20 protein-coding genes are annotated in these 24,348 nt (G+C 65.5%); 12 read left to right on the forward strand and 8 right to left on the reverse strand.

Annotated elements, in window-relative coordinates; genetic code table 11:
• Positions 1-251: 251 nt before the first annotated feature.
• Positions 252-1,544, reverse strand: a complete 1,293-nt coding sequence (locus tag JS533_RS10460) for an ATP-binding protein (RefSeq protein ID WP_420838649.1) — start codon at positions 1,542-1,544, stop codon at positions 252-254.
• A gap of 201 nt (positions 1,545-1,745) precedes the next feature.
• Here JS533_RS10460 and JS533_RS10465 point away from each other — a divergent pair, with 201 nt between their 5' ends.
• The 3 genes from JS533_RS10465 (at position 1,746) to JS533_RS10475 (ending at position 4,156) form a co-directional block, all read left to right on the forward strand.
• Positions 1,746-2,141 (forward strand): hypothetical protein, encoded by a 396-nt coding sequence (locus JS533_RS10465; RefSeq protein WP_241514415.1) that lies wholly within the window; start codon positions 1,746-1,748, stop codon positions 2,139-2,141.
• Between the two features lie 38 nt (positions 2,142-2,179).
• Positions 2,180-3,193 (forward strand): glycosyltransferase family 2 protein, encoded by a 1,014-nt coding sequence (locus JS533_RS10470; protein ID WP_241514417.1) that lies wholly within the window; start codon positions 2,180-2,182, stop codon positions 3,191-3,193.
• Positions 3,194-3,373: 180 nt separating this feature from the next.
• The gene (locus JS533_RS10475; RefSeq protein ID WP_241514419.1) at positions 3,374-4,156 is read left to right on the forward strand and encodes a nitroreductase family protein; all 783 of its coding nucleotides are present in this window, start codon (positions 3,374-3,376) and stop codon (positions 4,154-4,156) included.
• 2 nt (positions 4,157-4,158) lie between these two features.
• Here JS533_RS10475 and JS533_RS10480 read toward each other — a convergent pair whose 3' ends face one another.
• Both JS533_RS10480 and JS533_RS10485 read right to left on the reverse strand, forming a co-directional pair.
• The gene (locus JS533_RS10480) at positions 4,159-5,601 is read right to left on the reverse strand and encodes a serpin family protein (RefSeq protein WP_241514421.1); all 1,443 of its coding nucleotides are present in this window, start codon (positions 5,599-5,601) and stop codon (positions 4,159-4,161) included.
• On the reverse strand, positions 5,598-6,884 hold the full coding sequence (locus JS533_RS10485) for a hypothetical protein (protein ID WP_241514423.1): 1,287 nt from the start codon (positions 6,882-6,884) through the stop codon (positions 5,598-5,600). The genes JS533_RS10480 and JS533_RS10485 overlap by 4 nt, the downstream gene beginning before the upstream one ends.
• 338 nt (positions 6,885-7,222) lie before the next feature.
• Here JS533_RS10485 and JS533_RS10490 point away from each other — a divergent pair, with 338 nt between their 5' ends.
• The gene (locus JS533_RS10490) at positions 7,223-8,098 is read left to right on the forward strand and encodes a LuxR C-terminal-related transcriptional regulator (protein WP_241514425.1); all 876 of its coding nucleotides are present in this window, start codon (positions 7,223-7,225) and stop codon (positions 8,096-8,098) included.
• 30 nt (positions 8,099-8,128) lie between these two features.
• The gene (locus JS533_RS10495; RefSeq protein ID WP_241514427.1) at positions 8,129-9,868 is read left to right on the forward strand and encodes a 2CS histidine protein kinase; all 1,740 of its coding nucleotides are present in this window, start codon (positions 8,129-8,131) and stop codon (positions 9,866-9,868) included.
• 104 nt (positions 9,869-9,972) lie between these two features.
• On the opposite strand, the gene JS533_RS10500 is transcribed toward JS533_RS10495, so the two are convergent.
• From JS533_RS10500 to thiM, 5 genes are all read right to left on the reverse strand, one after another.
• Complete coding sequence (locus tag JS533_RS10500; protein ID WP_241514429.1) at positions 9,973-11,358, reverse strand: MFS transporter; 1,386 nt, start codon at positions 11,356-11,358, stop codon at positions 9,973-9,975.
• Positions 11,359-11,710: 352 nt separating this feature from the next.
• On the reverse strand, positions 11,711-12,079 hold the full coding sequence (locus JS533_RS10505) for a thiamine-binding protein (protein ID WP_241514430.1): 369 nt from the start codon (positions 12,077-12,079) through the stop codon (positions 11,711-11,713).
• 48 nt (positions 12,080-12,127) lie between these two features.
• Positions 12,128-12,988: a bifunctional hydroxymethylpyrimidine kinase/phosphomethylpyrimidine kinase gene (gene thiD / locus JS533_RS10510; RefSeq protein WP_241514431.1), complete on the reverse strand. Its 861-nt coding sequence runs from the start codon at positions 12,986-12,988 to the stop codon at positions 12,128-12,130.
• 81 nt (positions 12,989-13,069) lie between these two features.
• Positions 13,070-15,691, reverse strand: coding sequence for a phosphomethylpyrimidine synthase ThiC (thiC, locus tag JS533_RS10515; RefSeq protein WP_420838650.1), 2,622 nt, complete (start codon positions 15,689-15,691; stop codon positions 13,070-13,072).
• A gap of 171 nt (positions 15,692-15,862) precedes the next feature.
• Complete coding sequence (thiM, locus tag JS533_RS10520) at positions 15,863-16,759, reverse strand: hydroxyethylthiazole kinase (protein WP_420838651.1); 897 nt, start codon at positions 16,757-16,759, stop codon at positions 15,863-15,865.
• 308 nt (positions 16,760-17,067) lie between these two features.
• On the opposite strand from thiM, the gene JS533_RS10525 reads away from it, so the two are divergent.
• The 7 genes from JS533_RS10525 to JS533_RS10555 form a co-directional block, all read left to right on the forward strand.
• Positions 17,068-18,543 (forward strand): glycine--tRNA ligase, encoded by a 1,476-nt coding sequence (locus JS533_RS10525; protein WP_241514435.1) that lies wholly within the window; start codon positions 17,068-17,070, stop codon positions 18,541-18,543.
• Positions 18,544-18,716: 173 nt separating this feature from the next.
• Positions 18,717-19,970, forward strand: a complete 1,254-nt coding sequence (dusB, locus tag JS533_RS10530) for a tRNA dihydrouridine synthase DusB (protein ID WP_241514437.1) — start codon at positions 18,717-18,719, stop codon at positions 19,968-19,970.
• A 117-nt stretch (positions 19,971-20,087) separates the two neighbouring features.
• Positions 20,088-21,473, forward strand: coding sequence for a cell division protein FtsZ (ftsZ, locus tag JS533_RS10535; protein WP_241514439.1), 1,386 nt, complete (start codon positions 20,088-20,090; stop codon positions 21,471-21,473).
• A 26-nt stretch (positions 21,474-21,499) separates the two neighbouring features.
• Positions 21,500-21,991 carry a cell division protein SepF gene (locus JS533_RS10540; protein WP_241514441.1) on the forward strand — a complete coding sequence of 164 codons (492 nt, stop codon included), beginning with the start codon at positions 21,500-21,502 and terminating at the stop codon, positions 21,989-21,991.
• 105 nt (positions 21,992-22,096) lie between these two features.
• A complete protein-coding gene (locus tag JS533_RS10545) occupies positions 22,097-22,378 on the forward strand; it encodes a YggT family protein (RefSeq protein WP_241514442.1) in 282 nt (93 codons plus the stop codon).
• Between the two features lie 120 nt (positions 22,379-22,498).
• Positions 22,499-23,827 carry a DivIVA domain-containing protein gene (locus tag JS533_RS10550; RefSeq protein ID WP_241514444.1) on the forward strand — a complete coding sequence of 443 codons (1,329 nt, stop codon included), beginning with the start codon at positions 22,499-22,501 and terminating at the stop codon, positions 23,825-23,827.
• Positions 23,828-23,847: 20 nt separating this feature from the next.
• On the forward strand, positions 23,848-24,348 hold a 501-nt coding region (locus JS533_RS10555; RefSeq protein WP_241514446.1), incomplete at its 3' end, for a signal peptidase II.

The following is a 24,348-nucleotide window of genomic DNA, read 5'->3' on the forward strand; positions in this document are numbered from 1 at the left end:
CGGATGCTCAGCATGGGTCGCTGATTCGTCTCCCCGCTAGGCGAATAATTAGCCGCGGCTACGGTGTCTTTTGCAAGAATGGCATCGTAGCCGCGGCCTTTACGCTTCTTTAAGGTTTCTGGTCTCGAAGTTCGTTGAGTGGACGACAATCAATCCACATGCGTGAATGGATAATCTGGCTCTTCGGATTGCGATGTGTGTGCTGCGGCATTCCTGTTGCATCGGAATCGCGTAATTGCACGAGATGCAGGTCAAGGGCGGAGAGTGGTGAGCGGGGCTACGATGACGTTGTCCGGTCTTGTATAGCTGTAGGCGCCTGTACCAGTGAGCACCATGAGGAACGAAGGCTTTTCCATACGTCCGGTATCAATACGATCGGCCAGTTTCAGCAGATTGGCCGAACCTTCGTCGATGAGCCGATCGCCTCCGAGCTTGACTTCGATCAAGCCATAACGTCCGTCCCGCAAATGAATTACCGCATCGCATTCCAATCCGGTTTTATCGCGGTAATGGAATACCTGACCGTCCAGCGCGTCCGCATACACTCGCAAATCGCGCACGCACATGCCTTCAAACAGCAGTCCGAACGTCTCCAAATCACGCAGGATTCCTTTGGGATTCACGCCGAGAGCCGCCGCCGCAATGGAAGGATCGACAAAATGCCGTGTGTCTGCGGCGCGTATGGCGGTTTTTGAACGCAGGTTCGGATTCCAGGCCGGCATGTCTTCTATAACGAAGATTTCCTCAAGCGCACGAAGATACGATTGCACGGTTTTGGCGCTGGGACTGGTCTCATTCCCCGCCACATCGGCTGCGATTTGTGCCACCGACGTCTGCGACGATTCCATGCGTGCGTATGAGCGCAGCAGTCGACGGGTCAGGTGCGGATCGCGTTCCACATCATCAACCCGGGAAATATCGGCTTCCGCCACCGCATCGACGTAGTCGATCGCCTGCTGGAGCGCCGCGTTGTCATCTTCAAGATCAACGGCTCCCGGCCACCCGCCACGGCACATCAGAAATGCCAGTCGCTCAATGGTCGTCCCGGCATGGGCAGGAGAAAGCGGCTTTCCGTCAAACAACGATTCCAATGATGTCGTGCCTGAAGACTCCCTCGACTCATACAGGCTCATCGGACGCATACGCAGGCGGGCGATTCTGCCGGTGCCTGTGTGGGTGATCCGGTCAAAACTTGGCGGCACGCTGGATCCGGTAAGGACGAACTGTCCCTGCAATCCTCGCTGATCGACTTCAAAGCGTACGGCGTCCCACAGTTGCGGGGCTACCTGCCATTCGTCGATCAGTCGGGGAGTGGCACCTTCCAGAAGGAACGACGGCTGCGTTTCTGCGAATAGCAAGTTCTGCGAATGAGATGAGGGATCGGCCATGTACAGCACGCTGTTCGCCTGCTTTGCGCAAGTTGTGGTTTTCCCGCACCATTTGGGGCCTTCGACGAGCACAGCTCCCTTGGCGGCAAGTCGTTTCTTCAAGATCTGGTCATATATGCGCGGAAGGTACGGTTTCGTGTTCGTAACTGCCATCATTGGACCCCGTTTCCTCATTTGGACCGTTTTCGTTTCCTCATTTGGACCGATTTTACTTCCTCGTTTGGACCGTTTTCGTTTCTTCATTTGGACCGTTTTGACTTCCTGATTTGGACCGCTTGGCGTGTGGAAGCGACGTGACGGTAGAATCGGGGGGGAAAGCATCGGAACGACGATCACATCAAGGGCGAGGGGGAACGCATGGGCGGGCTGTTGGACGGATTCACGGAAATTCGGCTCGCCAAGCCGCCGCGGCTCACCATCCGCGACCGCAACATCAGCTTCAACGCCGACACCGGCATCATGCTCGGCCATCCGAGCGCCGTCATCACCTACGTCAACGAGGAAACGCGGCAGATCGCGCTCAAATCGGCGCAACCCACGGATCACAACGCGGTCCCGATCATCGACCGCCGCACCTACATCACGCTCGCAGACGGCACGGCCGAACGCGCGATCCTGCGACTGTTCGACCTGCCAGCATCGCAGCCCGGACACACCGCCGTCACCTACATCGACGGACATCATTACGACGATCTCGGCATCATCATCTTCGACGCGAAATACGCGATCACGCGCGTCCGTCCCAACCATTGACGCGCGTTCCGCGCCGGGCTGTGCATACAATGGTGGGCATGAGTGAAAAGCATGCCGCGAAGAAGACCATCGAGAAACTGGCGATCGTCGTCGTCACGTACAAGCGCCAGCAGCTGCTGACCAAACTGTTCGACTCGATCGAACGGCTCACGGTCGCACCGTGGCGCATCGTCATCGTCGACAACGAGCACTCCGACGAAACGCACGGCATGGTCGACGACTTCGCCGCGCGCATCACCAAACAGTGGGGCACCACCGTGCCGGACGCGAGCGGCAACGAACAGCGCGTCGTCTACGCGCCGCAAACCGTGAACCTCGGCGGCGCGGGCGGCTTCTCCGCCGGCGTGAAGAAGGCGTACGAACTCGGCGCCGAATGGTTCTGGGTCATGGACGACGACGTGGCCGTCGAACCCGAAGGCATCGAAAAACTCGCCAAATGGACGCCCCGGCACGACGTGATCCAAGGCAGCCGCTACGACTACGACGGCGGCCCGTTCTACTGGCAGTACGATTTCATCGTCCCGCTCGGCATCCCGAACCCGATCGCGCCCGCCGCGTTCGGTCGCGCCGGCTACCGTGTGATGGACACGCTGTGCTTCGAAGGCGGCCTGTTCCGCCGCCGCGTCGTCGAGAAAATCGGCTTCCCCGACCCGCGGTTCTTCATCTACTGGGACGACACGATCTACGGCTACCTCGCCAGCAAGGTCACCAATCCGATCGTCGTACCGGACGTCGTGCTGCGCCGCACGCGCGAAATCGGCAACTGGGACATCGCGGGGCTCCGCCAGCTCAACTCCACGTCCGACATGAATCGCTACCACATCATGCGCAACCGCGGCTACATGGCCCGCTACTTTATGGTGCACGGCGACTTCCGCCCGTTCCTGTTCGCGCTCGGCACGATCGCGACCGCCGCGAAGGAAGTCATTCGCCTGGTGATGGTCGACCGTGAGCACGTGCGCACCGGTTTGGTGCAGATCGCGAAGGGCTGGTGGGATTCGCGCAAGCTCATGCATGATCCGAACTGGAAGCCGATGCCGGCGCTCAAGTAGCGTTCGGTACTCGCGTTTGCGTGGTTTTGCACGGTTTCGTGCGGTTTCGTGCGGTCTTGCGTGGTTTTGCGTAGTTTTGCGTGAGACCGCGCGATTTTGCCGTGATCGCCGCGGCTGATTGCTGCGTATGATGGTTACGTTATCGTCACGCCATTACGCAACGCCAAGGAAGGGGCAATTATGGCAGAACACACGCAGCTCATCGACGCGATCAACATTCGCACGTCGGTGCGCGCCTACGACAAGGATCCGATCGACGAGGACACCGCCCGACAGCTGAGCATGACGCTCGACGCGGTCAACATGCTCGGCGGGCTCAACATGCAACTCATCCTCAACCAGCCGTCCGTGTTTACGGCCGCCAACGAGTCGGGGCACCTGACCAACGCGGCGAACCTCATCGCCGTCGTCGGGCCGAAGGACGACCCCGAAGCCCGCGAGCGCGCCGGCTTTTACGGCGAGCGCGCCGTGCTCACCGCCACGCTGCGCGGACTCGGCACCCTGTGGGTCGGCGGAAGCTGGGATCGCGAGGAGGCGGCCAAGCACTGCCACATCACCAAGTCCGAGGAACTGTACTTGGGTATCGTGATCGGCCATCCGGAGCATCACCTCACGTACACGTCCACCAGCTATGCGGATCTGGTGGAGCGCCAGCGCACGCACCGGCCGACCAAGTCGTACGAGCAGTTCACCGCCGGCATGACCGACGAGGAGCGCGCCGCCGCGCCCGACTGGTTCCGTGCGGGCGTCGAGGCGGCCATGAAGGCGCCGAGCGGCATGAACCGCCAGCCGATCACGTTCACCTACAACCCCGCCGACGACACGGCCGCCGCGCACATCGACCCGGCATCCGACAACGGCGTGCCGTTCAACGACCTCGGCATCGCCAAACTCCACTTCCAGATCGGCGCCGGCGCCGGCGACTGGGCCTGGGGCGACGGCGGCCTCTTCCTCCACAAGTAGGGTCATAGGTTCTCGACGGCGCCCACGAAGAGGGGGATGCCGTCGGGGGTGGCGTACTGGTAGAGGAACGGGCGGTCGACGGTGAAGTCGACGTGCCGCCGCTCCACGGGCGCGGCCGAGGTGGCCATGCCGATGTCGGTGTAGGCGGCCGCCTTGGCGCCCCGCTCGTTCACGTCGATGCGCGTGCCCTGCACCACCGAATCCACATACAGCGCCGCGTCCTTGAACGCGGAATGATCAGCGTCGAGCATCTTTGCGAAATCGGCCCGCTCCGGGTCGAACGCGTCCGTGACGCCGATCTCGCGCAGCACGTCGGTCAGCTCGTCCGACGCAAACGTATTCGTGATCGAGAACCGCGGCATCGTCACCGTCACCTGCGCGGCGTACGCCGTCGTGTCGAATCCCAGCACGTCCGGGATCGGCCCCTGCCGCTCCGGCTCGTCGGGCCAGATCGCGTTCCCGTCCGACGCGTTCGACGTGCCCGCGCGGAACGCCCGGCTCGCCACAGAACCGCCCGCCCGCGCGATCTCGTCGAACCGGCCCTCGTCCGGCAGCAGCAGCGTGAACGTGCCGCCGTCGTCGAACGTGAGCGTCGCGGTCTGCCAGCCTTCCTTCTTGCTGAACGCCCACGTCGTGTTCTCGAACGTGCGCGTCATCATCGGCACGGTCGCGTCGCCATGCGACCCGTGGAACGTGCCGTTCTTGGTATCGTTCGCATCGAACGGTTCGTCCCATCGCCCGTCCGCGTACATGGTGTTGACGATCGACAGCAGCTGGCCGTCGTCCAGCCGCACGTTCGGGTCAAGCTCGCCGCGCGTGCCCTCCTTGATCCACTCGCGCAGCCGTTGCGTCGCGTCGTCGCCGAACGGCAGCGAGAACACGTCCGCGTCGAACGCGTCGCGCACGCTCGACGCGAACCCGTCGGACAGCGTGAGCACGTCATCCGCCCACACCGCATTGCGCGCGATCATTTCGGACGCCGCGCCTTCGCGTCGGCCGTTGATCGACGAGATCAGCGAACGATAGTCGCTGGCCGTCAGTGACTGCGTTTGCAGCACGCGGTCCAGCTGCGCGCGCGTCTCGCCGTCCGCACCCTGCGCCGCGATCGCCAACGCCAGCCACATTGACGTGGGGGAGAAGTTCACGTTGCCGTGCTTGAGCCCGGCGGCGAGGAAATAGCTGGAATACTGTTCGGCGAAATAGCCGGCGCCGTTCACGGCCGACGCGCTCGGCTTGCCGGCGAGCGGACGGGCCGCGACGATCGTGGCGCGGATGCCGTCCAGCGCGGCCGTCGCCGTATACGCCGCGCCCGTTGCGGCGACGGCGAATGCGATCGTGAGCAGCGCCGCGGTCAGCCGACGCATGGCCGACGACCGCTGATGACGGCGTGCGGCGAGAACGTTGCTGCGAACGTTGTTGTTCTGCGTTGTGTTCGGCGTGGTCATGATTGCTCCTTTCCGCGAGAAGCCGTGCGATTGCGGGCACTGCGAGCGTTGCGAAGAGCGCGGGCGATGAGACGCGCGGTCAGCACCGCGACGTAGCCGAGATAGCCGGCGACGAGATACAGCACGAGGAACTGCGGCACCATGTCGACCAGATTGGTCCAGTCGATGAACCAGTTGTCGCCGATCGGCGTGCACACGCCGTTGATCGGGCATTCGTCCTGATACGGCGCGACCAATATGAACACCGCCACAGCGCCGATCAGTGCGCCGATTGCGGGGAAGAACAGCAACCGCAGCCAATCAACCCGTTCGTCGTGTTGCCAGCCGCCGTCAAGTGCCACCGCTCGTCCGGCGGTTCGTCCGTTGCCGCCCGCCGCAGTTCGTTTCGCCGCGACGCCGGATCGCCGACCATCGGGCGCGGTGTTCCGGCAAACCATCATTCGATTAGTTGTCGGTCGATCCGCGTCATCATCGAGCCGTACGTCGGCGGACCGTCGTGCACGGTGTCGCGCAGCCGGCAGCGCCGCGTCGCGGGTCGCGTATGCGCCGCACGTCACCAGCAGCACCGGCGGCACGGCGAAATTGATCATCAGCGCTCCGGCCATCGCCCATTGGCCGCGAACGAGCGCAAACGTCAGTATCAGACCGTACGTGACCGCCAACGTCAGCCAGCAGCCGAAACGCACCGCGTCACGCCGCGCCCACGCGAGCATGCGCCCACTCGCGCTCGTCGGCGACGGAGCGAGGAACAGCTTGCGCAGCCCGTAGCGGCCGATCGCATAGCCGCTGAACGCCACCGCCGCGTACGCGAGCAGCAGCACCGCACTGCCATACAACGCTTGCACGAGCAGTTCGCCGCCGTGCGCGCGCATCAACGCCAGCCAATCGGACCACCGGCGGTAATCGACGTAGCCGACCATGCGCAGATGCGTCCAACCGAAGCCGAGCGGCCCCATCAGTGCGCTGACCAGCGGAAACGACAGGGAACCGGAGCGGATCGAACCGAGCATCAGGTTGGTCAGGCCCAGCCCGATCGGCCAGAGGATCGCCATCATCGGCAGCCAGATGAAGCCGTCGGGAACCTGCCGGTCGCCGAGTTCCGGTAGAAACGCGGCATAACGGTAATAGTATGCGGTCAGCCACAGCAGCCCGCCCAGCGCGATGACGCCGATCCAATGCGCGCGGTTCCACGAGCACCGCTGTGCGAACCATTGCGTGAAACCATGCGTGAAACGCGCCGTGCGTGGGCCTCGTGAGACGGGATCGAAGTGTACCGAGGTCATGATGGCCTCCTTTCCGGCCGCAGGTTGGTCCCGACGGCCGTCCGAGCCGGCGCGAGAAGCGGTTGCGGACGCCGTTCCGAGCGTCGCGGCGCCACGCCCGCCACGCACGCCGGCGTGTTGCGGTAATTCCAGTATGGAACATGCACGATCGGTGGAATGATGGATGTCATAGCCCGCATGACGCGGCGCGACGGCGCGGCCGCACGGGCGGGCATGATAGGCGGAGGGGAGGCAAGCGCATGGACGAGACTGATGAGGGCCGGAAGACGGATATCGGCGGAATCGCGGACGTGTCGATCGGAACGCGGCATGGCACGGCTGCACAGGCAACTGCACGGGTGACTTTGCGGGCGGCTGCACGGGATCATGCCGTTGACGGTGCCGCCAGCGGTCCTGCCGATGCTGCGAACGCGCGTATTCGCATCGGCATCGTCGACAACGATCCGTACGCGGTCGCCGTATTGTCGACGATGATCGCGCGCATGGACGCACGGTTCGACGTGATCTGGACGTGCGAACTCGGCGCGGTCGCGATCAGCCGCTGTCTGAGCAGAACGCAACGGCCGGACGTGCTCGTCACCGACATGTCGATGAACGACGTGCCCGGCACCGAAGTCTGCCGGGCGATCCGCGTCAAACGCGCCGACGTGGGCGTCGTCGGCGTGACATCGTATGCGGTCGCGTCGTTCCGCGACGAAGCCGTGCGCTGCGGCATGCAGGCGCTCGTCGGCAAAACCGACCTCGCCGGCATGGCCGCGGCGATCCGACGCGCCGCCCACGGACTGGCGACGAATGCCGATGACGACGACCAAACGATCGACTCGGATCATGCGATCGTACGCAATGAGGAAACTGCGAGCGGCGAGCATGACGCGGATGGCGTACGACGATCCGCAAATACGCCGGTTGACGGTTTCCGCAGCGGCATGACGACCGTGCCGACCGGTATGCGCTTCCTTGACGCGGCCGAAGCACACACACTGCTCGAAGACGCGTCATACGACGCCGGCGGCGGAGCCCGCGGCGCGCTCTCGCCCAAGGAGTGCGACGTGCTGCGCCTCTACGCGGACGGGCTGACCACGCGCGAAATCGCGGACCGGCTCGGCGTCGGCACGCCCACCGTCGCCACGTTCGAACGGCGCGCTCTCTCCAAGCTAGGCGCTCGCAGCCGCGCCCACGCGATCTCGATCTGCGTGCGGCGGCATATGTTCTGACAATGACGACACGGAAAGCGGGGTGACGGGATGACGGCTGTGGTTGGATGGCGCAGGCTGCTGGCCGACGCCGACCGGCGTGTGGCCAACGCGTGGCTGCTGGTCGCGGTGCTCATCGTGGCCGTGGCATGCACGATGGAAACGCTGGTCGCGCTGACGTTCGACGGCATGACGGTCGCCGGCGCGGTATGCGCGTTCGTGTTCGCCGCGGCCGTGATCGGCATGGCGTTCCGGCCGGTCAGTGGCGGGCTCGCGGTCGTTGCGCTGTGGATCGTGCTGTGCTTTGCGCCGGTGACCATGCCGTCCGCCGCGCTGGTCGCGGTGCTCATCGCGGTCGGCGTGTTCGGATACGCGAACCGGCGCGCGGCGGTGGCGATCACGGTCGTCGCACTGACGTCGTGGCTGCTCACGGCCGGCGGCGTGGCCCTGCCGCAGTGGGGGAGCGGGAGCGGCAATGGCAGCGCGAACAGTCTTGCGGGCAGCGGCGCCTCGCCCGATTCCGGTGCCGCCGATTCCTCGGGCTCTGCCGATTCCGATGCCGATGGTTCCGCCGATTCCGGCAACGACGATGCTCCGACCAACGATTCGATCGGAGGCGCGAACGGCGGAGCGAGCGACGAGTCGGCCGACGGCGGTTCCTCCGGCTCTGATGCGCGCGGCGAGACCTCCAACGGCGGATCGCAAAACAACGGCGGTTCCGCCCAATCCAACGGTTCCGGCGGTTCCGGCGATTCCAACGGTTCCGGCAGTGGAGGCGAATCCTCATCCGACGGCGCGGGCTCCGGCGGCGACCGCCACGTGCTGCTCGGCACGGTCGCCATGTCCGGCGTGGCGCCGGTCGTCATCCTGTTCGCCGGATTCCTGCTCGGCGGCATGGCCGCACGCTGGAACCACGAACGCCACGCCGCGCAGATGGAACTCGCGTACCGACGCCAACGCGCCCGCGCCGCGCAGGACATCCACGACTACGTGTCGAACGACCTCGCCTATCTCATCCTGCGATTCGACAAGGATATCGCCGACGGCCGTGCGCCCAGCCTTGCCGAACTGCGCGAATTGCGCGATGTCGCTTCCGGCGCGCTCGACCGCACGCATCAGGTCATCGGCGTGATCGAAGGACGCGACGACAGCGATCCGCGCGCATCGACGGCGACGGCCGTGCGATCGGGCGATGGCGGCGACACGGCAGCGGAAACATCGGCGTCGACGGCATCCTCATCATCCTCATCAGCATCATCGCCATCATCGGCCGGCGGCCGGAACGCCGGACGGCAGCGGTCGACGTTCGCCGGTCAGCCGCCGTCGCATCCGTCCGTCATCAATCCGAGCGTCGATCGCGTCGACTGTCCGCTCGCCGCGCAACTGCGTACGATCGCACGATCCGGCGATCATCGGCTTGCCGAGCTCGGCTTCGACGGGCAGACGATCGTCTCCAACGCGAACGACGCGGCGCAACCGGACGATCTGATCGCCGGACTGCTTGAGGAGCTCTACGGCAACATTGCCAAACACGCCGACCCGGCCTGCGGATACGTACTCACGATCGGCATCGGCCGCGACGCCGTGCAGATCGCGCTCGTCGACACGGCGCTCGTCGACGACGGACACGGCATCGGCCGCGACGCCGGACAGGCCGGGCGTCGCCGGCAATCGCTCGGCACCGGGCTCGACCGGTACCGGACCCGGCTCAATGCGCGCGGCGGTGCGCTCGACATCGACGCGCGGCACGGCGAATGGACGCTGTCGGCGGTGATACCGCTGCCGCAGTGACAGCCGCGACAGTCGTGCCAGCCGTGACGGAAATGACGGAAGGGGCCCGCCGACGAATCCGTCAACGGGCCCCTTCCGCAAAGATAACCGGCGATGACCGGCGATCAGCCGACCGAGCGCTGAGAGGTCTCCGCGCCGAAGAAGCCGACGATGAGCATCGAGAAGATCGCGATCACGCTGATCGACACGAAAATCGACGTCGCGCCGAGCGCGGTGAGCATCCAGCCCACCACCATAGGCATAAGCACGTTGAGCAGCTTGGCGATCGCGTTCGCAAGACCCACGCAGCGGAAGCGGACCTTGGTGGCGAACAGTTCAGGCGCATACACGGCCACGACCGACGCCATGAGCGTGTAGAGGCACATCATGAGCAGGAAACCGACGATGATCGCGCCGGCGGTCGAAGTCTGGAACGCGTACGCCATGCCGAACACGCCGGTGAACAGGAACGCGGGCACGATCGTGCGCTTGCGGCCGATGCGGTCGATGAGCAGCGAGCCGATCAGGCAGCCGACCGGGGCGCCGAGCATCATGAGCGTGGACGTGGTCAGCGACGAGGACAGGTTGATGCCGCGCTTGACGAGGATCGTCGGCACCCACGAGGTGAACGCGTACGAGCACACGTTGGTCGCGCCCACGGCCACGATCGCCACAAGCAGGCAGATGCCGAGCGAACGGCCGCCCGCGTTGCGGTTCTGCGCGGCAGCGTCGGCGGCGGTGGCCGCGGCGTTGGCGGCGGCCGGCTCGGAGCCGTTGGCCTCCATCTCCCTGACGATCTTGTCGGCTTCCTCATAGCGGCCGTGCACGGCGAGCCAGCGCGGGGATTCGGGGATGTCGCGGCGCAGCCACCAGATGATGGCCGCCACAAGGCCGATGCCGACGAACAGCGGACGCCAGCTCCAGCGCGGGATGATGAACGCGCACAGCAGCATGGCGATCGGCACGCCGCAGTTGGCGACGAGCGAGACGATCGCACACCAGTGGCCGCGGCGGTTCATCGGCGCGAACTCGTTGACCATCGCGAACCCGGTCACGATCTCGGCGCCGAGGCCGAGGCCCGCACCAAGGCGGCACAGGGAGAGCACGGCCATGTTCGGGGCGAACGCGCCGAGGAACGTGAAGCCGCCGAACAGCAGCAGGTTGATCTGGTAGGCGACGCGGCGGCCCTTGAGATCGCCGACGAAGCCGGCCAGAAGGGAACCGATGAGCAGTCCGAGGAATCCGGCCGACATGAACGTCGAATTCTGCTTGACGGTGGACCAGCCGGTGGCCAGCGCGCTGGACGCGACGGCGGAGCCGATGTACACGTCGATGCTGTCCATGAGCATGCCGGCCGCGACGAGCGCGACGATGCGGTGGAACATCGGGGTTTCGTGCGCGCGGTCCACGCGCGAGATGATGTCTTGGATATGCGCCTGATCGGCGGCGCCGTGCTCGCCGGCGCGAGCGCTGGCCGCGGTGGCGGGAATCTGCTGGGAAGCAGCAGTCATGATTGCAAACCTCTTATGTGTCGACTCTTGGCTGCGGCTGCGCTCCCATTGTGTGGTCGCGCGACGTTGCCTTGAATCCGTTCGCCGGCCATTGTGTGGCTGGGAAAACCTGACAGATACCTTAGGTTTGTCTCTTGGAAATATGTGACGGCGGTCACATAGTGGACGGTTGGGGTGATTGTCGGCGTGCGCCGGTTCTCGGGATTTTGCGCGGAACATCCCGGGAACCGGCGATGTTCGGTTTGCGTTGCGCAACCGTTGGAATGCCGGGAAAGGCCGATGTTCGGTTGTTCGGTATTGTGCGGTTTCCGGTTCCCGGGATTTTTGCCGCGAATCCCGGGAACCGGACCCATCACTTATCGCCCAAAATCTGGTCGACCAGCGCCGGCTTCTCGGTCAGCTGACCCGTGAAGCCGGGACGGATGTCCATGTGCAGCACAAGGCTCGTGCGATAGCCCTGCATGGCGAGCTTCTTGGCCGCATCGCCGGCCACTTTCAGCACGTCGTCCAGATCGCCCTCCACGTCGGTGAACAGCGCGTTGGTTTCCTGCGGCAGACCCGACTCGCGGATCACCGCGATGGCCTGCGCCACGTACGGCGACACCTCGGAACCGGTGCCGTGCGCCGACACCTGGATCGCGGCCACCGTGTTGAGATACGGCTTGCCGGTCTCCGGGTCGATCGGGACTTCCTGCTTGACTGCGTTGCGGTCGAATGTCATGTGGTTCACTCCTTTATATATCTGTATGTCTTGCTCAGGGCTTCGCGCTTAACGGCTCGCCCATGCGTGGTCCATCGGGCCGGAGCCGTGGCCCAGATCGAGCTGGGCGTTGAGCGCGCCGGTCAGATACTCCTTCGCGTGTCGGATCGCCTGCTCCAGCGTATCGCCTTTCGCCAGGTTCGACGCGATCGCGGACGACAGCGTGCAGCCGGTGCCGTGCGTGTTCGGATTGTCCACGCGCACGCCGTCGATCCACGTGACCGTGCCGTCCGGTTCGGCCAGCAGATCGTTCGCGTCGGCCACGCCGTGACCGCCCTTGACCAGCACCGCGCAGCCGAAATGGCCGGCGATCGTGCGTCCGGCCGTTTCCATCGCGGCCTCGTCGGCGATGGACGCCGACTGTTCCGCGGTTTCCGCCCACTTGTCGGTGTCCAGCGTAGCGTCGCGGTGTGCGAGCAGTTCGAGTAGCACCTCCGTTTCGGGAATGTTCGGCGTGATGACCGTGGCGAGCGGGAACAGGCGCGTGGTGAGCGCGGCGATCGCATCATCGTCGATGAGCTTCGCGCCGGACGTGGCGACCATGACCGGGTCGAGCACGACGTTGGTCGCGTGGTGCGCTTCCAGCCGGTCGGCGATCGCGTTGATGAGGTCGGCGGAGGAGACCATGCCGATCTTGATGGCCTGCGGCGGGATGTCCGCGTACACGGCGTCGATCTGCGCGGCGACCATGTCGGGCGTGATGTTCTGCACGCCGGTGACGCCCATCGTGTTCTGCGCGGTGATCGCGGTGATCGCGCTCATGCCGAACACGCCGTTAGTGAGCATGGTCTTGAGATCGGCTTGCATGCCGGCGCCGCCGGACGAATCCGAACCGGAAATCGCCAAAACAGGAATAAGAGTGGTGGTCATGATTGGTCCTTTCTATAACATGTGGCGGCCGCGTCGTTGCAGACCGCGGTCGCCACATGTTCATATGTTCTAGGCTACTCGCTATTCGGCGGTGGTGTAGAGCTTGCCGCCCTGCGCCCTGAACTTCTCGCTCATCTCGGCCATGCCGCGAGCCACGTTCTCGGCCGATTCGGCGACGATCCGCTCCTGCGACGCCTCGCCGCCGAACTGCTTGCGGATGTTCTGCGAAATGGCCATCGAACAGAACTTCGGGCCGCACATCGAGCAGAAGTGCGCCATCTTCGCCGGCTCGGCCGGCAGCGTGTCGTCGTGGAACGCGATCGCAGTGTCCGGATCGTAGCTGAGGTTGAACTGGTCGAGCCAGCGGAACTCGAATCGGGCCTTCGAAATCGCGTCGTCGCGGTCCTGCGCATGCGGGTGGTGCTTGGCGATGTCGGCCGCGTGGCAGGCGATCTTGTACGCGATCACGCCCTGCTTGACGTCATCCTTGTTCGGCAGGCCGAGGTGCTCCTTCGGCGTCACGTAGCACAGCATGGCCGTGCCGTAGCGGGCGATCTCCACGCCGCCGATCGCGGACGTGATGTGGTCGTATCCCGGCGCGGTGTCGGTCGTCAGCGGTCCCAGCGTGTAGAACGGCGCGTCGTTGCAGATCGCCTTCTCCATCTCGATGTTCATGCGCACCGTGTCGAACGGGATGTGGCCCGGGCCCTCGATCATCACCTGCACGTCCTTGGCCCACGCGCGGCGGGTCAGCTCGCCCAGCGTCATCAGCTCGCTCAGCTGCGCCGGATCGTTCGCGTCCGCAAGGCAGCCCGGGCGCAGGCCGTCGCCCAGCGAGAACGCGACGTCGTACTTGGCGAAGATGTCGCACAGTTCGTCGAAGTGCGTGTACAGGAAGCTTTCCTGATGATGCTGCAGGCACCATTCGGCCATGATCGAACCGCCGCGCGAGACGATGCCGGTCACGCGGTTCGCGGTCAGCGGCACGTAGCGCAGCAGCACGCCCGCGTGGATGGTCATGTAATCCACGCCCTGCTCGCACTGTTCGATCACGGTGTCGCGGAACAGCTCCCAAGACAGCTTGCTCGCGTCGTCCTCGACCTTCTCCAGCGCCTGGTACATCGGCACGGTGCCGATCGGGACGGGGGAGTTGCGCAGGATCCACTCGCGCGTGGTGTGGATGTCGTTGCCGGTCGAAAGGTCCATGACGGTGTCCGCGCCCCACTTGGTGGCCCACGTCAGCTTCTCGACCTCCTCGTCGATGGACGAGGTGACGGCCGAGTTGCCCATGTTCGCGTTGAGCTTGGTGAGGAAGGCGGATCCGATGATCATCGGCTCGGCCTCCGGGTGGTTGATGTTGCACGGCATGACCGCGCGGCCGGCGGCGAGCTCGGAACGCACCAGCTCGACGCTGCAGTTCTCGCGCTCGGCCACGTACTTCATCTCCGGGGTGATGATGCCGTGGCGGGCGTACCACATCTGCGTGATCGGATGGTCCTTGGCCTTGAGCGGGTTGTGCTTGCGGCCGCGCCACTCCTTGGTGGCCTTGCCTCGCTTGATGGCACGCTTGCCGTCGTCCGCGAGGTTGCGCTCGCGGCCCTCGTACTCCTCCACGTCGCCGCGGTCGAGGATCCAGTCGAGGCGCAGGGGCTTCAGGCCCTCCTTCGGATCGCACTTGGGGCCTTCGGTGTTGTAGTCGATGAACGGCGGGTTCGGGCCGACGCCAGGCGTGTCGGACAGCTTGATCTCGGTGTACGGCACCTCGAGGTCGTAGGAGCCGAACTGGTTTTCGAAATGCACCGGCTTGGTCTTGCGGATGTGCGCCTTGTCGCGCTGCTTGGAGCCGCGGGCGGCGATGTCGACGCGCTGCTGCTTGGCGAGCTTCTGCGCCTCCTTGGCTTCCTTCGCGTTGGTGAACTTCGGCTCGGCCGCGGCGGTGCCGGCGTTCGCGTCGGCGGCCGGCTCGGCCGGAGCGATCGTGCGCTTCGCATAGCCGTGCTTCGCATCCCCGCGCACGGCCTTCCACGCGTCGGTCATCGCGCGCGTCGCGGCCTGCGGATCGTCCGCGCCGGCGATCGCCGAAACGGCGAACCAGCCGGCCGCCTTGGTGCGCGCGAGCATGTCCATGTCTGCGAGCGTCACGCCGCCGCCGACCACGACTGGGAAATCGCAGGCCGAGCAGATCGTGTTGATCTGATCCGCGTCGAGCGTCTTGCCGGAGCCGTCGTTGCCGCCGACCGAAGCCTCGGGCTTGGTCGTGGAGACGTGCAGCGGGCCGGCGCCGATGTAGTCGATGCAGCCGTCGGGCAGCTCGTTGATGAGCTTGACGAGCGCCTCGGTTTCGGCGGACAGGCCGACGATCGCGTCGTCGCCGAGCAGCGCGCGGGCTTCGCGCGGCTCCATGTCGGTCTGGCCGATGTGCACGCCGTCGACCTTGATGCCCTTGTTGCGGCACTGCCAGACGACGTCCACGCGGTCGTCGATCACGAACGCGACCGAATCGGACTTGTCGTTGTCCTCGATGATCTGCGCGATGTCCTGCGCGAGCGAGGTGATCTCCTTGGCGTCGGCGTCCTTGGCACGCAGCTGGATGAACGTGGCGCCGCCGCGCAGCGCCTCCTCGATCACGTCGGTGACCGGCCGGCCGTGCGTGTCCTGCGGGCCGACGACGAAGTACGCGGACAGGTCGAACGAGTCGCGCATCGATGCGAATGGATAGTTATCCATGATGATTCCTCTGTTCTCTATATATAAAGGAAATTCGTGATGTCTTGTTGTGCGGGAACGGCGGAAGCCTCGGCGTCCTGCAATCGCGGACGGCCTTCGGCCGGCCGAGGGAGCGTCGATGTGACGGCGCTTTTGGAATACGAAGCCTTAGACAATAGGAGATTCGGCCACCTGTTCCGGCGTGAGGTTCCACAGTGCGTCGAGCAGATGCACCTGGAACGAGCCCGGCCCCTCGGCCTTGGCCTCGGCGATCTCGCCCGCGCGGTTGTACAGCAGCGATGCGGCCAATGCGGCCACGAGCGGCTCGGCGACGGCCAGATACGTCGCGGTCACGCCGCCCAGCGAGCAGCCGGCGCCGGTGATCTTCGCCATCATCGCGCTGCCGCCCGGCAGCCGGTAGACGGCCTCGCCGTCGGTCACGAGATCGACCTTGCCGGACACGGCCACCGCGGCCTGCCCGTTCGGCGCGAACTTCGCGAGGAACGCGGCCAACGTCTTCGCCGCGTCAACGGCCGCATCCACCTCGTCCACCGACTCCACGCCGGCCGGACGGCTCGCCTCGTCGGGGGAGACGAGCCCCCACATGGTCGCCAGCGCGATGATCTCGGACGCGTTGCCGCGCACGATCGTCGGGGGAGCGGCGCGGAACGCGCGCAGGATCTCGGTGCGCGTCTTGCCGATGCCGGCCGCCACCGGGTCGAGCACCCACTTGTGGCCGGTCTTGCGGAACGCGCGGGCGATCTGCGGCAGCGCGTCCTTGTAGAACGGCAGCAGCGTGCCGACGTTGATGTAGTCGGCGCCCGAGATCGACGCCGTGTCGATCACGTCGTCCGGCAGGAAGCTCATCGCCGCCGTGCCGCCGGCCGCGAGCTGCGCGTTCGCCACGAGGTTGATCGTCACGAAATTGGTGAACGACTGCGCCAGCGGGGTCTGCGCCTTCACGTCGCGCACCGCCTGCGCGATGCGTTCGCGCAGCGCGGTCAGATCGGCGCCCGGGTCGGCGTGGTCGTTGTGGTCATGGTCTGCATCATTGCAACAGTGCATATGCGAATCATCGCTCATATCGCTGCTCCCTACGATGGTCTCAACCAACAGGTTCCAAGGGTCAGGCTCGCGCCACTCTCAACCCGGCCGTTGACTCCGGGTTCCCCTGCATTACGTTTTCGACGCTATGCCGCAACATGGACATCATCGTGTCGAAATGGCAAAACTCTGCCTTAAGGATCTGGCGTGTCGCCAGACGCCTGTGGTAAAGCTCCGCTCCTTGTCGCTCTTTATTCCTGTGTCACGCTGTGCCGATAGACTCGGGAGCGCTAACTAGTCCCCAAACCGTTCAAACCAGAAGGTGCATTGTGGCTGTATCCAAACTCGATGAAGTCGTATCCCTCGCGAAGCGTCGCGGGTTCGTGTTCCCCGCCGGAGAAATCTACGGCGGCACCCGCTCCGCGTGGGACTACGGTCCGCTCGGCGTCGCGCTGAAGGACAACATCAAGCGCGAATGGTGGCGCTCCATGGTCGTCACCCGCGGCGACGTGGTGGGTGTGGATACGTCCATCATCCTGCCGACCCCGGTGTGGGTCGCCTCCGGCCACGTGGCCGTGTTCAACGACCCGCTGGTCGAGTGCCTCAACTGCCACAAGCGCAACCGCGCCGACAAGCTGCAGGAGTCCTACGCCGAGAAGCACGGCGACAAGCTGCCGGAGAACGGCATGGCCGACATCGTGTGCCCCGACTGCGGCACCCGCGGCAAGTGGACCGAGCCGCGCGACTTCAACATGATGCTGCGCACGCACCTCGGCCCGGTCGAGGACGAGAATAGCCTGCACTACCTGCGCCCGGAGACCGCGCAGGGCATCTTCGTGGACTTCAAGAACGTCATGACCTCGTCGCGTTCCAAGCCGCCGTTCGGCATCGCCAACATGGGCAAGTCGTTCCGCAACGAGATCACGCCGGGCAACTTCATCTTCCGCACCCGCGAGTTCGAGCAGATGGAGATGGAGTTCTTCGTCGAGCCGGGCACCGACGAGGACTGGCATCAGTACTGGATCGACGCGCGCACCCAGTGGTACCTCGACCTCGGCGTCAAGCCGGAGAACCTGCGCCACTACGAGCATCCGAAGGACAAGCTCGCCCACTACTCGAAGCGCACCGTCGACATCGAATACAAGTTCGGCTTCCAGGGCTCCGACTGGGGCGAGCTCGAGGGCGTCGCGAACCGCACCGACTTCGACCTGTCCGCGCACGCGAAGCACTCCGGCGAGGACCTGAGCTACTTCAACCAGGCCACCGGCGAAAAGTACGTGCCGTACGTCATCGAACCGGCCGCCGGCCTGACCCGCTCCCTCATGTGCTTCCTCGTGGACGCGTACGACGTGGACGAGGCCCCGAACACCAAGGGCGGCGTCGACAAGCGCACCGTGCTGCGCCTCGACCCGCGTCTGGCCCCGATCAAGGCCGCCGTGCTGCCGCTGAGCAAGAAGCCCGAGCTGCAGACCGTCGCGCAGAACCTTGCGTCCGACCTGCGCCAGCACGAGTGGATGATCGACTACGACGAGTCCGGCGCGATCGGCCGCCGCTACCGCCGCGAGGACGAGATCGGCACCCCGCTGTGCATCACCGTCGACTTCGACACGCTCGACGATCAGGCCGTGACGATCCGCGACCGCGACACCATGAACCAGGAGCGCGTCTCGCTCGACCACGTCGCCGAATACGTCGACTCCCGCATCGGCGAGAAGCGCACGCATGTGCCGCAGAAGCCGGTGTCCATGGGCGGCGACCCGTGGCCGGATTCCGTGAAGATCAACGAGGCCGGCGGCCTGTACTGATCGTTCCGCAAACGGCGCATGGCGGGCGGTTCCCGGCAGGGGAACCCTCGCCGCAGGTGGCTTGAGGGGAGCAAGGGCGACAAGCCCCCTGCTCCCCTCAGTCATGCCTTGTAAGGTCCCTCCCTTCGGGCGGGGGAGCCATGAACGTAGGGAACACCTAGGAAAGACTGTTCGTGACGAAAACCAATGATGACGAGACCGTGATCAGCGCACGGCATGAGACCGACAATCTCGACCCGCGCACGGACGCGCCGGCGCCCGACGCGTCGGCCGAACCGGTGACGATCGCGCCGGTGAGGCTTGGCCCGATCACCGTGCCCACGCCGGTCGTGCTCTCGCCGATGGCCGGCGTGACCAACTGGCCGTTCCGCGTGATTTGCGAGGAATACGGTCCGGACGGCCTGTACGTGGCCGAAATGATCACGGCCCGCGCGCTGGTCGCCCGCAACCCGAAGGCGCTGCGGCTGTGCCGGTTCGCGCCGAGCGAGAAGATCCGCTCGCTGCAGCTGTACGGCGTCAATCCGGCCATCGTCGAACAGGCCGCGCACATCGTCGTCGACGAGCACATGGCCGACCACGTCGACCTCAACTTCGGCTGCCCGGTGCCCAAGGTGACGCGCCGCGGCGGCGGTTCCGCACTGCCGTGGAAGACCGATCTGTTCCGTGAGATCATCCAGCGCGTCGTGCGCGTGTGCGGCGAGGCGGACATCCCCGTCACCGCGAAGATCCGCGTCGGCATCGACCATGACCACGAGACGTTCATGGAGGCCGGCCATATCGCGCAGGAGGAGGGGTGTGCGGCCGTGACGCTGCACGCGCGCACCACCGCCGAATACTACGGCGGCCACTCCGACTGGAGCCGCATCGGCGAGCTGGTCGAGGCGCTCGACATCCCGGTGTTCGGCAACGGCGACATCTGGGGCGCGGACGACGCGCTCGAAATGGTGCGCGAGACCGGCTGCGCGGGCGTTGCGATCGGACGCGGCTGTCAGGGCCGGCCGTGGCTGTTCGCCGACATCAAGAACGCGTTCGCGGGGGATCCGGCGCGCGTCAATCCGACGCTCGGCGACGTGTGCCGCGTGATCGAACGCCATGCCGAGCTGCTCGTCGAGTTCTACGACGGCGACGAGCGCATGGCCGTGCATGATCTGCGCAAGCACGTCGCGTGGTATCTCAAGGGTTTCCCGGTGGGCGGCTCGACGCGCAAGGTGTTCATGGAATGTGAAAATCTTGAGGATGTTCGCCGTGAGATCGGCAAACTCGACCCTTCGATGACATTCCCGGAACGGGTCAAGGATAAGCCGCGAGGACGCGTGCGCTTCGCGAAAAAGGTGCATCTGCCTTACGGTTGGCTGGATTCGCGTGAAACAACGCACGAGCAGCGTGAAACGCTGTTCGGGGACGATCCGATGGACGCCAGCTACTAGGCGGGCGGAAAAAGCGCGGGCCCGGCGCGAAACGCCGTGGCAAACCATGAAACATGCCCTGAAATATCAGGGGTTCTGCGATAGAGTTATGCGTAACCGTGTGAGTGACAGGAGACAATGGTGAGCGAAATCGCCCAGACTGAGCAGTTCAACGACAAAACCAACATCAAGGTCGTTGGCGTCGGCGGAGCAGGCGGCAATGCCGTCAACCGCATGATCGCCGAAGGACTGCAGAACGTTGAGTTCGTCGCGGTGAACACCGACGCGAAGGATCTGCTGCGTTCGGATGCCGACGTGAAGATTTCCCTTTCCGACAACACCAGCCGTGGCCTCGGCGCCGGCGCCGACCCGGAGAAGGGCGCGAAGGCCGCGCAGGACCACCAGTCCGACATCGAGGAGGCGCTCAAGGGCGCCGACATGGTGTTCGTGACCTGCGGCGAGGGCGGCGGCACTGGCACCGGCGCCAGCCCGATCGTCGCGAAGGCCGCGCACCAGCAGGGCGCGCTCACTATCGCCGTCGTCACCCGCCCGTTCTCCTTCGAGGGCCCGCAGCGCTCCTCGTCCGCCGCGCTTGGCATCGAGAACCTGCGCAAGGAAGTCGACGCGCTCATCGTCATTCCGAACGACCGCCTGCTTGAGCTGTCCGACCGCACCATCGGCATCGTCGACGCGTTCAAGACCGCCGACACCGCACTGCTCGCGGGCGTGCAGGGCATCACCGACCTGATCACGATGCAGTCCTACATCCACGTCGACTTCTCCGACGTCACCGCCATCCTGCGCGGCGCCGGCACCGCGCTGTTCGGCATCGGCTCGGCCCGCGGGGAAGACCGCGCCACCCAGGCCGCTGAGATCGCCATCAGCTCGCCGCTGCTCGAGGAAAGCATCGAGGGCGCGCACGGCGCGCTCGTCAACATCGCCGGCCCGACCGACCTCGGCCTGCAGGAGGCCGCGTCCGCCGTCGAGCTCGTGCGCAAGGCCATCCACCCCGAGGCGCAGATCATCTGGGGCCTCGCGCTCAACGACGCCTACGGCGACGAAGTGCGCGTCACCGTCATTGCCGCCGGCTTCGACCCGAAGTCCAAGGCTCCGGCGGCCGAGGAGCCGGCCAAGTCCAAGGGCCCGACCATCCTCACCTCGCCGAACCCGGCCGTCAAGCCGGCCCAGCAGCATGCCGCCCCGGCCGCATCCCGCCCGTTCTTCGCCGCTCAGCCGGCCCAGACGCCGTCCCAGCCCGCCCAGTCGCAGCCGACGAACCCGCAGCCGGTCCAGACCGTTCCCGTCCAGCAGCCGATCTCGCAGCCGACGCCGATCATCCAGCCGGCGCAGCCCGTCCAGCCGGTCCAGCCGGCGCAGCAGCCCGTCCAGCAGCAGCCTCAGCCGGCCCAGCCGTTCCAGTACGCGCCGCAGCAGGCCCAGCCGCGCTACGACGACACGTACGAGCATCAGATCGTCTCGCCCAACGATCCGGGCGATCTCGACATCCCGGACTTCCTGCGCTGAACCGGCACTGACCGAAAGGAACTGTCATGGCAGGGTTTATGAAGAACGCCATGTCCTACCTGGGCATGACCGACGTGGCCGACGACGAGGACCAGTACGACGACGAGCCGGACACCGACTCCTCGTCCTTTGACTCCGACCATTCCGTGACGCCGATAGGCTCGGTCCCGGCCGCCACGCCCGCTCCGGCCGCCACGCCGTCGACCTCGACGCGCGAATCGAATCCGTTCCAAAGCCGGGTCAGCCGCATCACCACCATCCACCCGAAAACGTACGATGACGCGCAGCTCGTCGGCCGCGCGCTGCGAGACGGCGTGCCGGTGGTGCTCAACCTGACCGGCGTGGCCGAACCGATCGCATACCGCATCGTGGACTTCTCCGCGGGCGTCGTCTTCGGCGTGCGCGGCTCCATCGAGCGCGTCACCCCGCGCGTGTTCCTGCTCAGCCCGGCGCAGGTCAACATCAAGGTCGAGGAGCCTCAGGCTCCGAGCGCCGCGCACGACCTGTTCGCCGACTGACCCGATCGGACGCGGCCGTCGCCGGCGTCGATGCCGGCGTTCGGCCCGCGGCGCACATTCAGCGTTTCCCCAGCATGCCCCCAGCCCTGTTGATAGGCTGGGGGCATGCTGTTTCTCATTCTTGCGCGCATCGTCGATTGGCTGATCGGCACGTACATCACCATCCTGTTCATCCGCATGATCCTCGACTGGGCCGCCATGCTCGCCCCGCGCTGGTATCCGACCGGCGTGGTCGCCTCGCTCATCAACGTGGTCTACCAGCTCACCGAACCGCCGCTGCGCTGGCTGCGCCGATACATCCGGCCGATCCCCATGGGCCCCATCTCGTTCGACGTGAGCTTCATCGTGCTGTATTTCGCGCTGGTGGTATTGCAGGCGCTGATCTGACCGGTCGCGAACCGTCCGCAAAACCGCGCGAAACGTGCGTATTGGCACGGGGTCCGTGCTAGCATCGTGTCTTGATACCAACACAGCGAGGCATGGCCCCAAAGCGAGGTGTAGAGATTTATGGCTTTGTTGACTCCGAAGGACATCAGGGAGCATACCTTCCAGACGGTTCGATTCAAGGAAGGCTATGACGTCGACGAGGTCGACGACTTTCTTGATCAGGTGACCGAGACCGTTGAGGCGCTCGGCAAGCAGGCGGTCGCCGCCGGTGCCGCGACCCAGTCGCTCGGCCCGGACGTGACCAGCCTGAACAAGAAGATCTCCGAGCTGACCGCACAGGTGCAGCAGCTTGAGGACGAGAACGCGAAGCTGAAGTCGACCGCCGGCAACGCCGCCGGTCAGAGCGAGCAGAACGCCAAGGTCGCCGAATCCAAGCTTGCCGAGGCCGAGGAGAGCAACCACGCCCTCGCCGCCCAGAACGAGCAGCTCAAGGGCCAGGTCGACCAGCTCAACAAGCAGATCGACCAGCTCACCGCCCAGGCCGCCAAGGCGTCCGACAACGACGCTCTGGCCGACCAGCTCACCGCCATCCAGCGCGAGCGCGACACGTTCCGAGCCAACAGCGAGGATCTGTCCCGCCAGCTGGCCTCCGCGCAGCAGCAGGTCGTGCAGGCCCAGCAGGCCGCGGCCCAGGTCAAGGAACTCACCCGCCAGCTCGAGGAGTCCAAGCAGCGCGAGAACCAGCTGCGCGAGCAGGTCTCCAAGGTCGAGCCGAGCACCGAAACCGGCAGCCTGCAGAAGATCGCCGGCGCCGCCGCGTCCGCCAGCTCTGAACCGGAGCGCGCCACCGCCATGCTCGCCCTCGCCATGCAGCTGCACGACCAGTACGTCGACAAGGGCAAGGCGCAGGCCAAGCAGATCACCGAAGCCAGCCAGAACAAGTACAACGAGCTGGTCACCAAGGCCAACGACTACTCCACCCGCACCCGTTCCGAAGCCGACGAATACGGCAAGCGCGTGCACCAGGACGCCGACGCGTACTCCGAGCGCGTGCGCGGCGATGCGGACGGCTACTCCGTCAAGACCCGTCAGGACGCCGACACCTACCTGACCAACAAGCATCAGGAAGCCGACGCCTACGAGGCCGAGGTCCAGCGCCGCGCCGCCGAGCACGAGCAGAAGGTCCACTCCGCCGCCGACGAGTACGACAAGAAGACCCGTACCGCCGCGGAGGAGTACGACAAGAGCACCCGCAGCACCGCCGACAGCTACGCCCAGCAGGTGCGCGACACGCTCACCGAGCAGACCAAGGTCATCGAGGGCAACATCCAGGGCCTCAAGCAGTTCGAGAGCGCCTACCGCGCCCGTCTGACCGAGTTCCTGTCCGGCCTCATCGGCCAGGTGTCCGACACGAACAACTACAGCAAGATCGAGCGCTCCGGCGAGTGATCTGAGGCGGATAATCGATTATGACTATTCGACAGGGACGGCCGCGCGCCCGCGTGGCCGTCTTTGCATGTGTGGCGGCCGTGGCGCTCGTGATCGACCAGCTGACCAAGCTGTGGGCGCAGTCGGCGCTGGCCGACGGCCGCACGGTGCCGATCGTTCCGCGGCTGCTGTCGCTCACGCTCGTGCATAACCCGGGCGCGTCGCTGGGATTCGGCTCGTCGATGACGTGGGTGATTTCGCTGCTCGCCGTCGCGGCATGCGTCGCGATCGTCGTGCTGGCGGTGCGGACCGTGTCGATGCGATGGAACGCCGTGCTCTCCCTCGCGTTCGCCGGCGCGCTCGGCAATCTCATCGACCGCGTTGCCTATGCGGACGGATTCCTGAACGGCAAGGTCGTGGACTTCCTGAACTACGGCTGGTCGGTCGGCAACGTGGCCGACATCTGGCTCATGGTCGCGGGCATCGGCATCGTCGCGCTCATCGTGACGGGCGAACCGTTCTCGAAGGCCGATCTGGCGCGC

This window comes from Bifidobacterium amazonense (assembly GCF_018555435.2).
Lineage (GTDB): Bacteria > Actinomycetota > Actinomycetes > Actinomycetales > Bifidobacteriaceae > Bifidobacterium > Bifidobacterium amazonense.

Excerpts from the sequence above, each read along its gene's own strand:
- JS533_RS10500 (WP_241514429.1), bottom strand. The coding sequence starts at position 11,358 with ATGACTGCTGCTTCCCAGCAGATTCCCGCCACCGCGGCCAGCGCTCGC.
- JS533_RS10495 (WP_241514427.1), top strand. The coding sequence starts at position 8,129 with ATGACGGCTGTGGTTGGATGGCGCAGGCTGCTGGCCGACGCCGACCGG.
- JS533_RS10485 (WP_241514423.1), bottom strand. The coding sequence starts at position 6,884 with ATGACCTCGGTACACTTCGATCCCGTCTCACGAGGCCCACGCACGGCG.
- JS533_RS10550 (WP_241514444.1), top strand. The coding sequence starts at position 22,499 with ATGGCTTTGTTGACTCCGAAGGACATCAGGGAGCATACCTTCCAGACG.
- JS533_RS10465 (WP_241514415.1), top strand. The coding sequence starts at position 1,746 with ATGGGCGGGCTGTTGGACGGATTCACGGAAATTCGGCTCGCCAAGCCG.
- thiM (WP_420838651.1), bottom strand. The coding sequence starts at position 16,759 with ATGCACTGTTGCAATGATGCAGACCATGACCACAACGACCACGCCGAC.
- JS533_RS10470 (WP_241514417.1), top strand. The coding sequence starts at position 2,180 with ATGAGTGAAAAGCATGCCGCGAAGAAGACCATCGAGAAACTGGCGATC.
- JS533_RS10540 (WP_241514441.1), top strand. The coding sequence starts at position 21,500 with ATGGCAGGGTTTATGAAGAACGCCATGTCCTACCTGGGCATGACCGAC.
- JS533_RS10475 (WP_241514419.1), top strand. The coding sequence starts at position 3,374 with ATGGCAGAACACACGCAGCTCATCGACGCGATCAACATTCGCACGTCG.
- JS533_RS10505 (WP_241514430.1), bottom strand. The coding sequence starts at position 12,079 with ATGACATTCGACCGCAACGCAGTCAAGCAGGAAGTCCCGATCGACCCG.
- JS533_RS10480 (WP_241514421.1), bottom strand. The coding sequence starts at position 5,601 with ATGACCACGCCGAACACAACGCAGAACAACAACGTTCGCAGCAACGTT.
- thiC (WP_420838650.1), bottom strand. The coding sequence starts at position 15,691 with ATGCGCGACTCGTTCGACCTGTCCGCGTACTTCGTCGTCGGCCCGCAG.
- ftsZ (WP_241514439.1), top strand. The coding sequence starts at position 20,088 with ATGGTGAGCGAAATCGCCCAGACTGAGCAGTTCAACGACAAAACCAAC.
- JS533_RS10545 (WP_241514442.1), top strand. The coding sequence starts at position 22,097 with ATGCTGTTTCTCATTCTTGCGCGCATCGTCGATTGGCTGATCGGCACG.
- JS533_RS10460 (WP_420838649.1), bottom strand. The coding sequence starts at position 1,544 with ATGATGGCAGTTACGAACACGAAACCGTACCTTCCGCGCATATATGAC.
- thiD (WP_241514431.1), bottom strand. The coding sequence starts at position 12,988 with ATGACCACCACTCTTATTCCTGTTTTGGCGATTTCCGGTTCGGATTCG.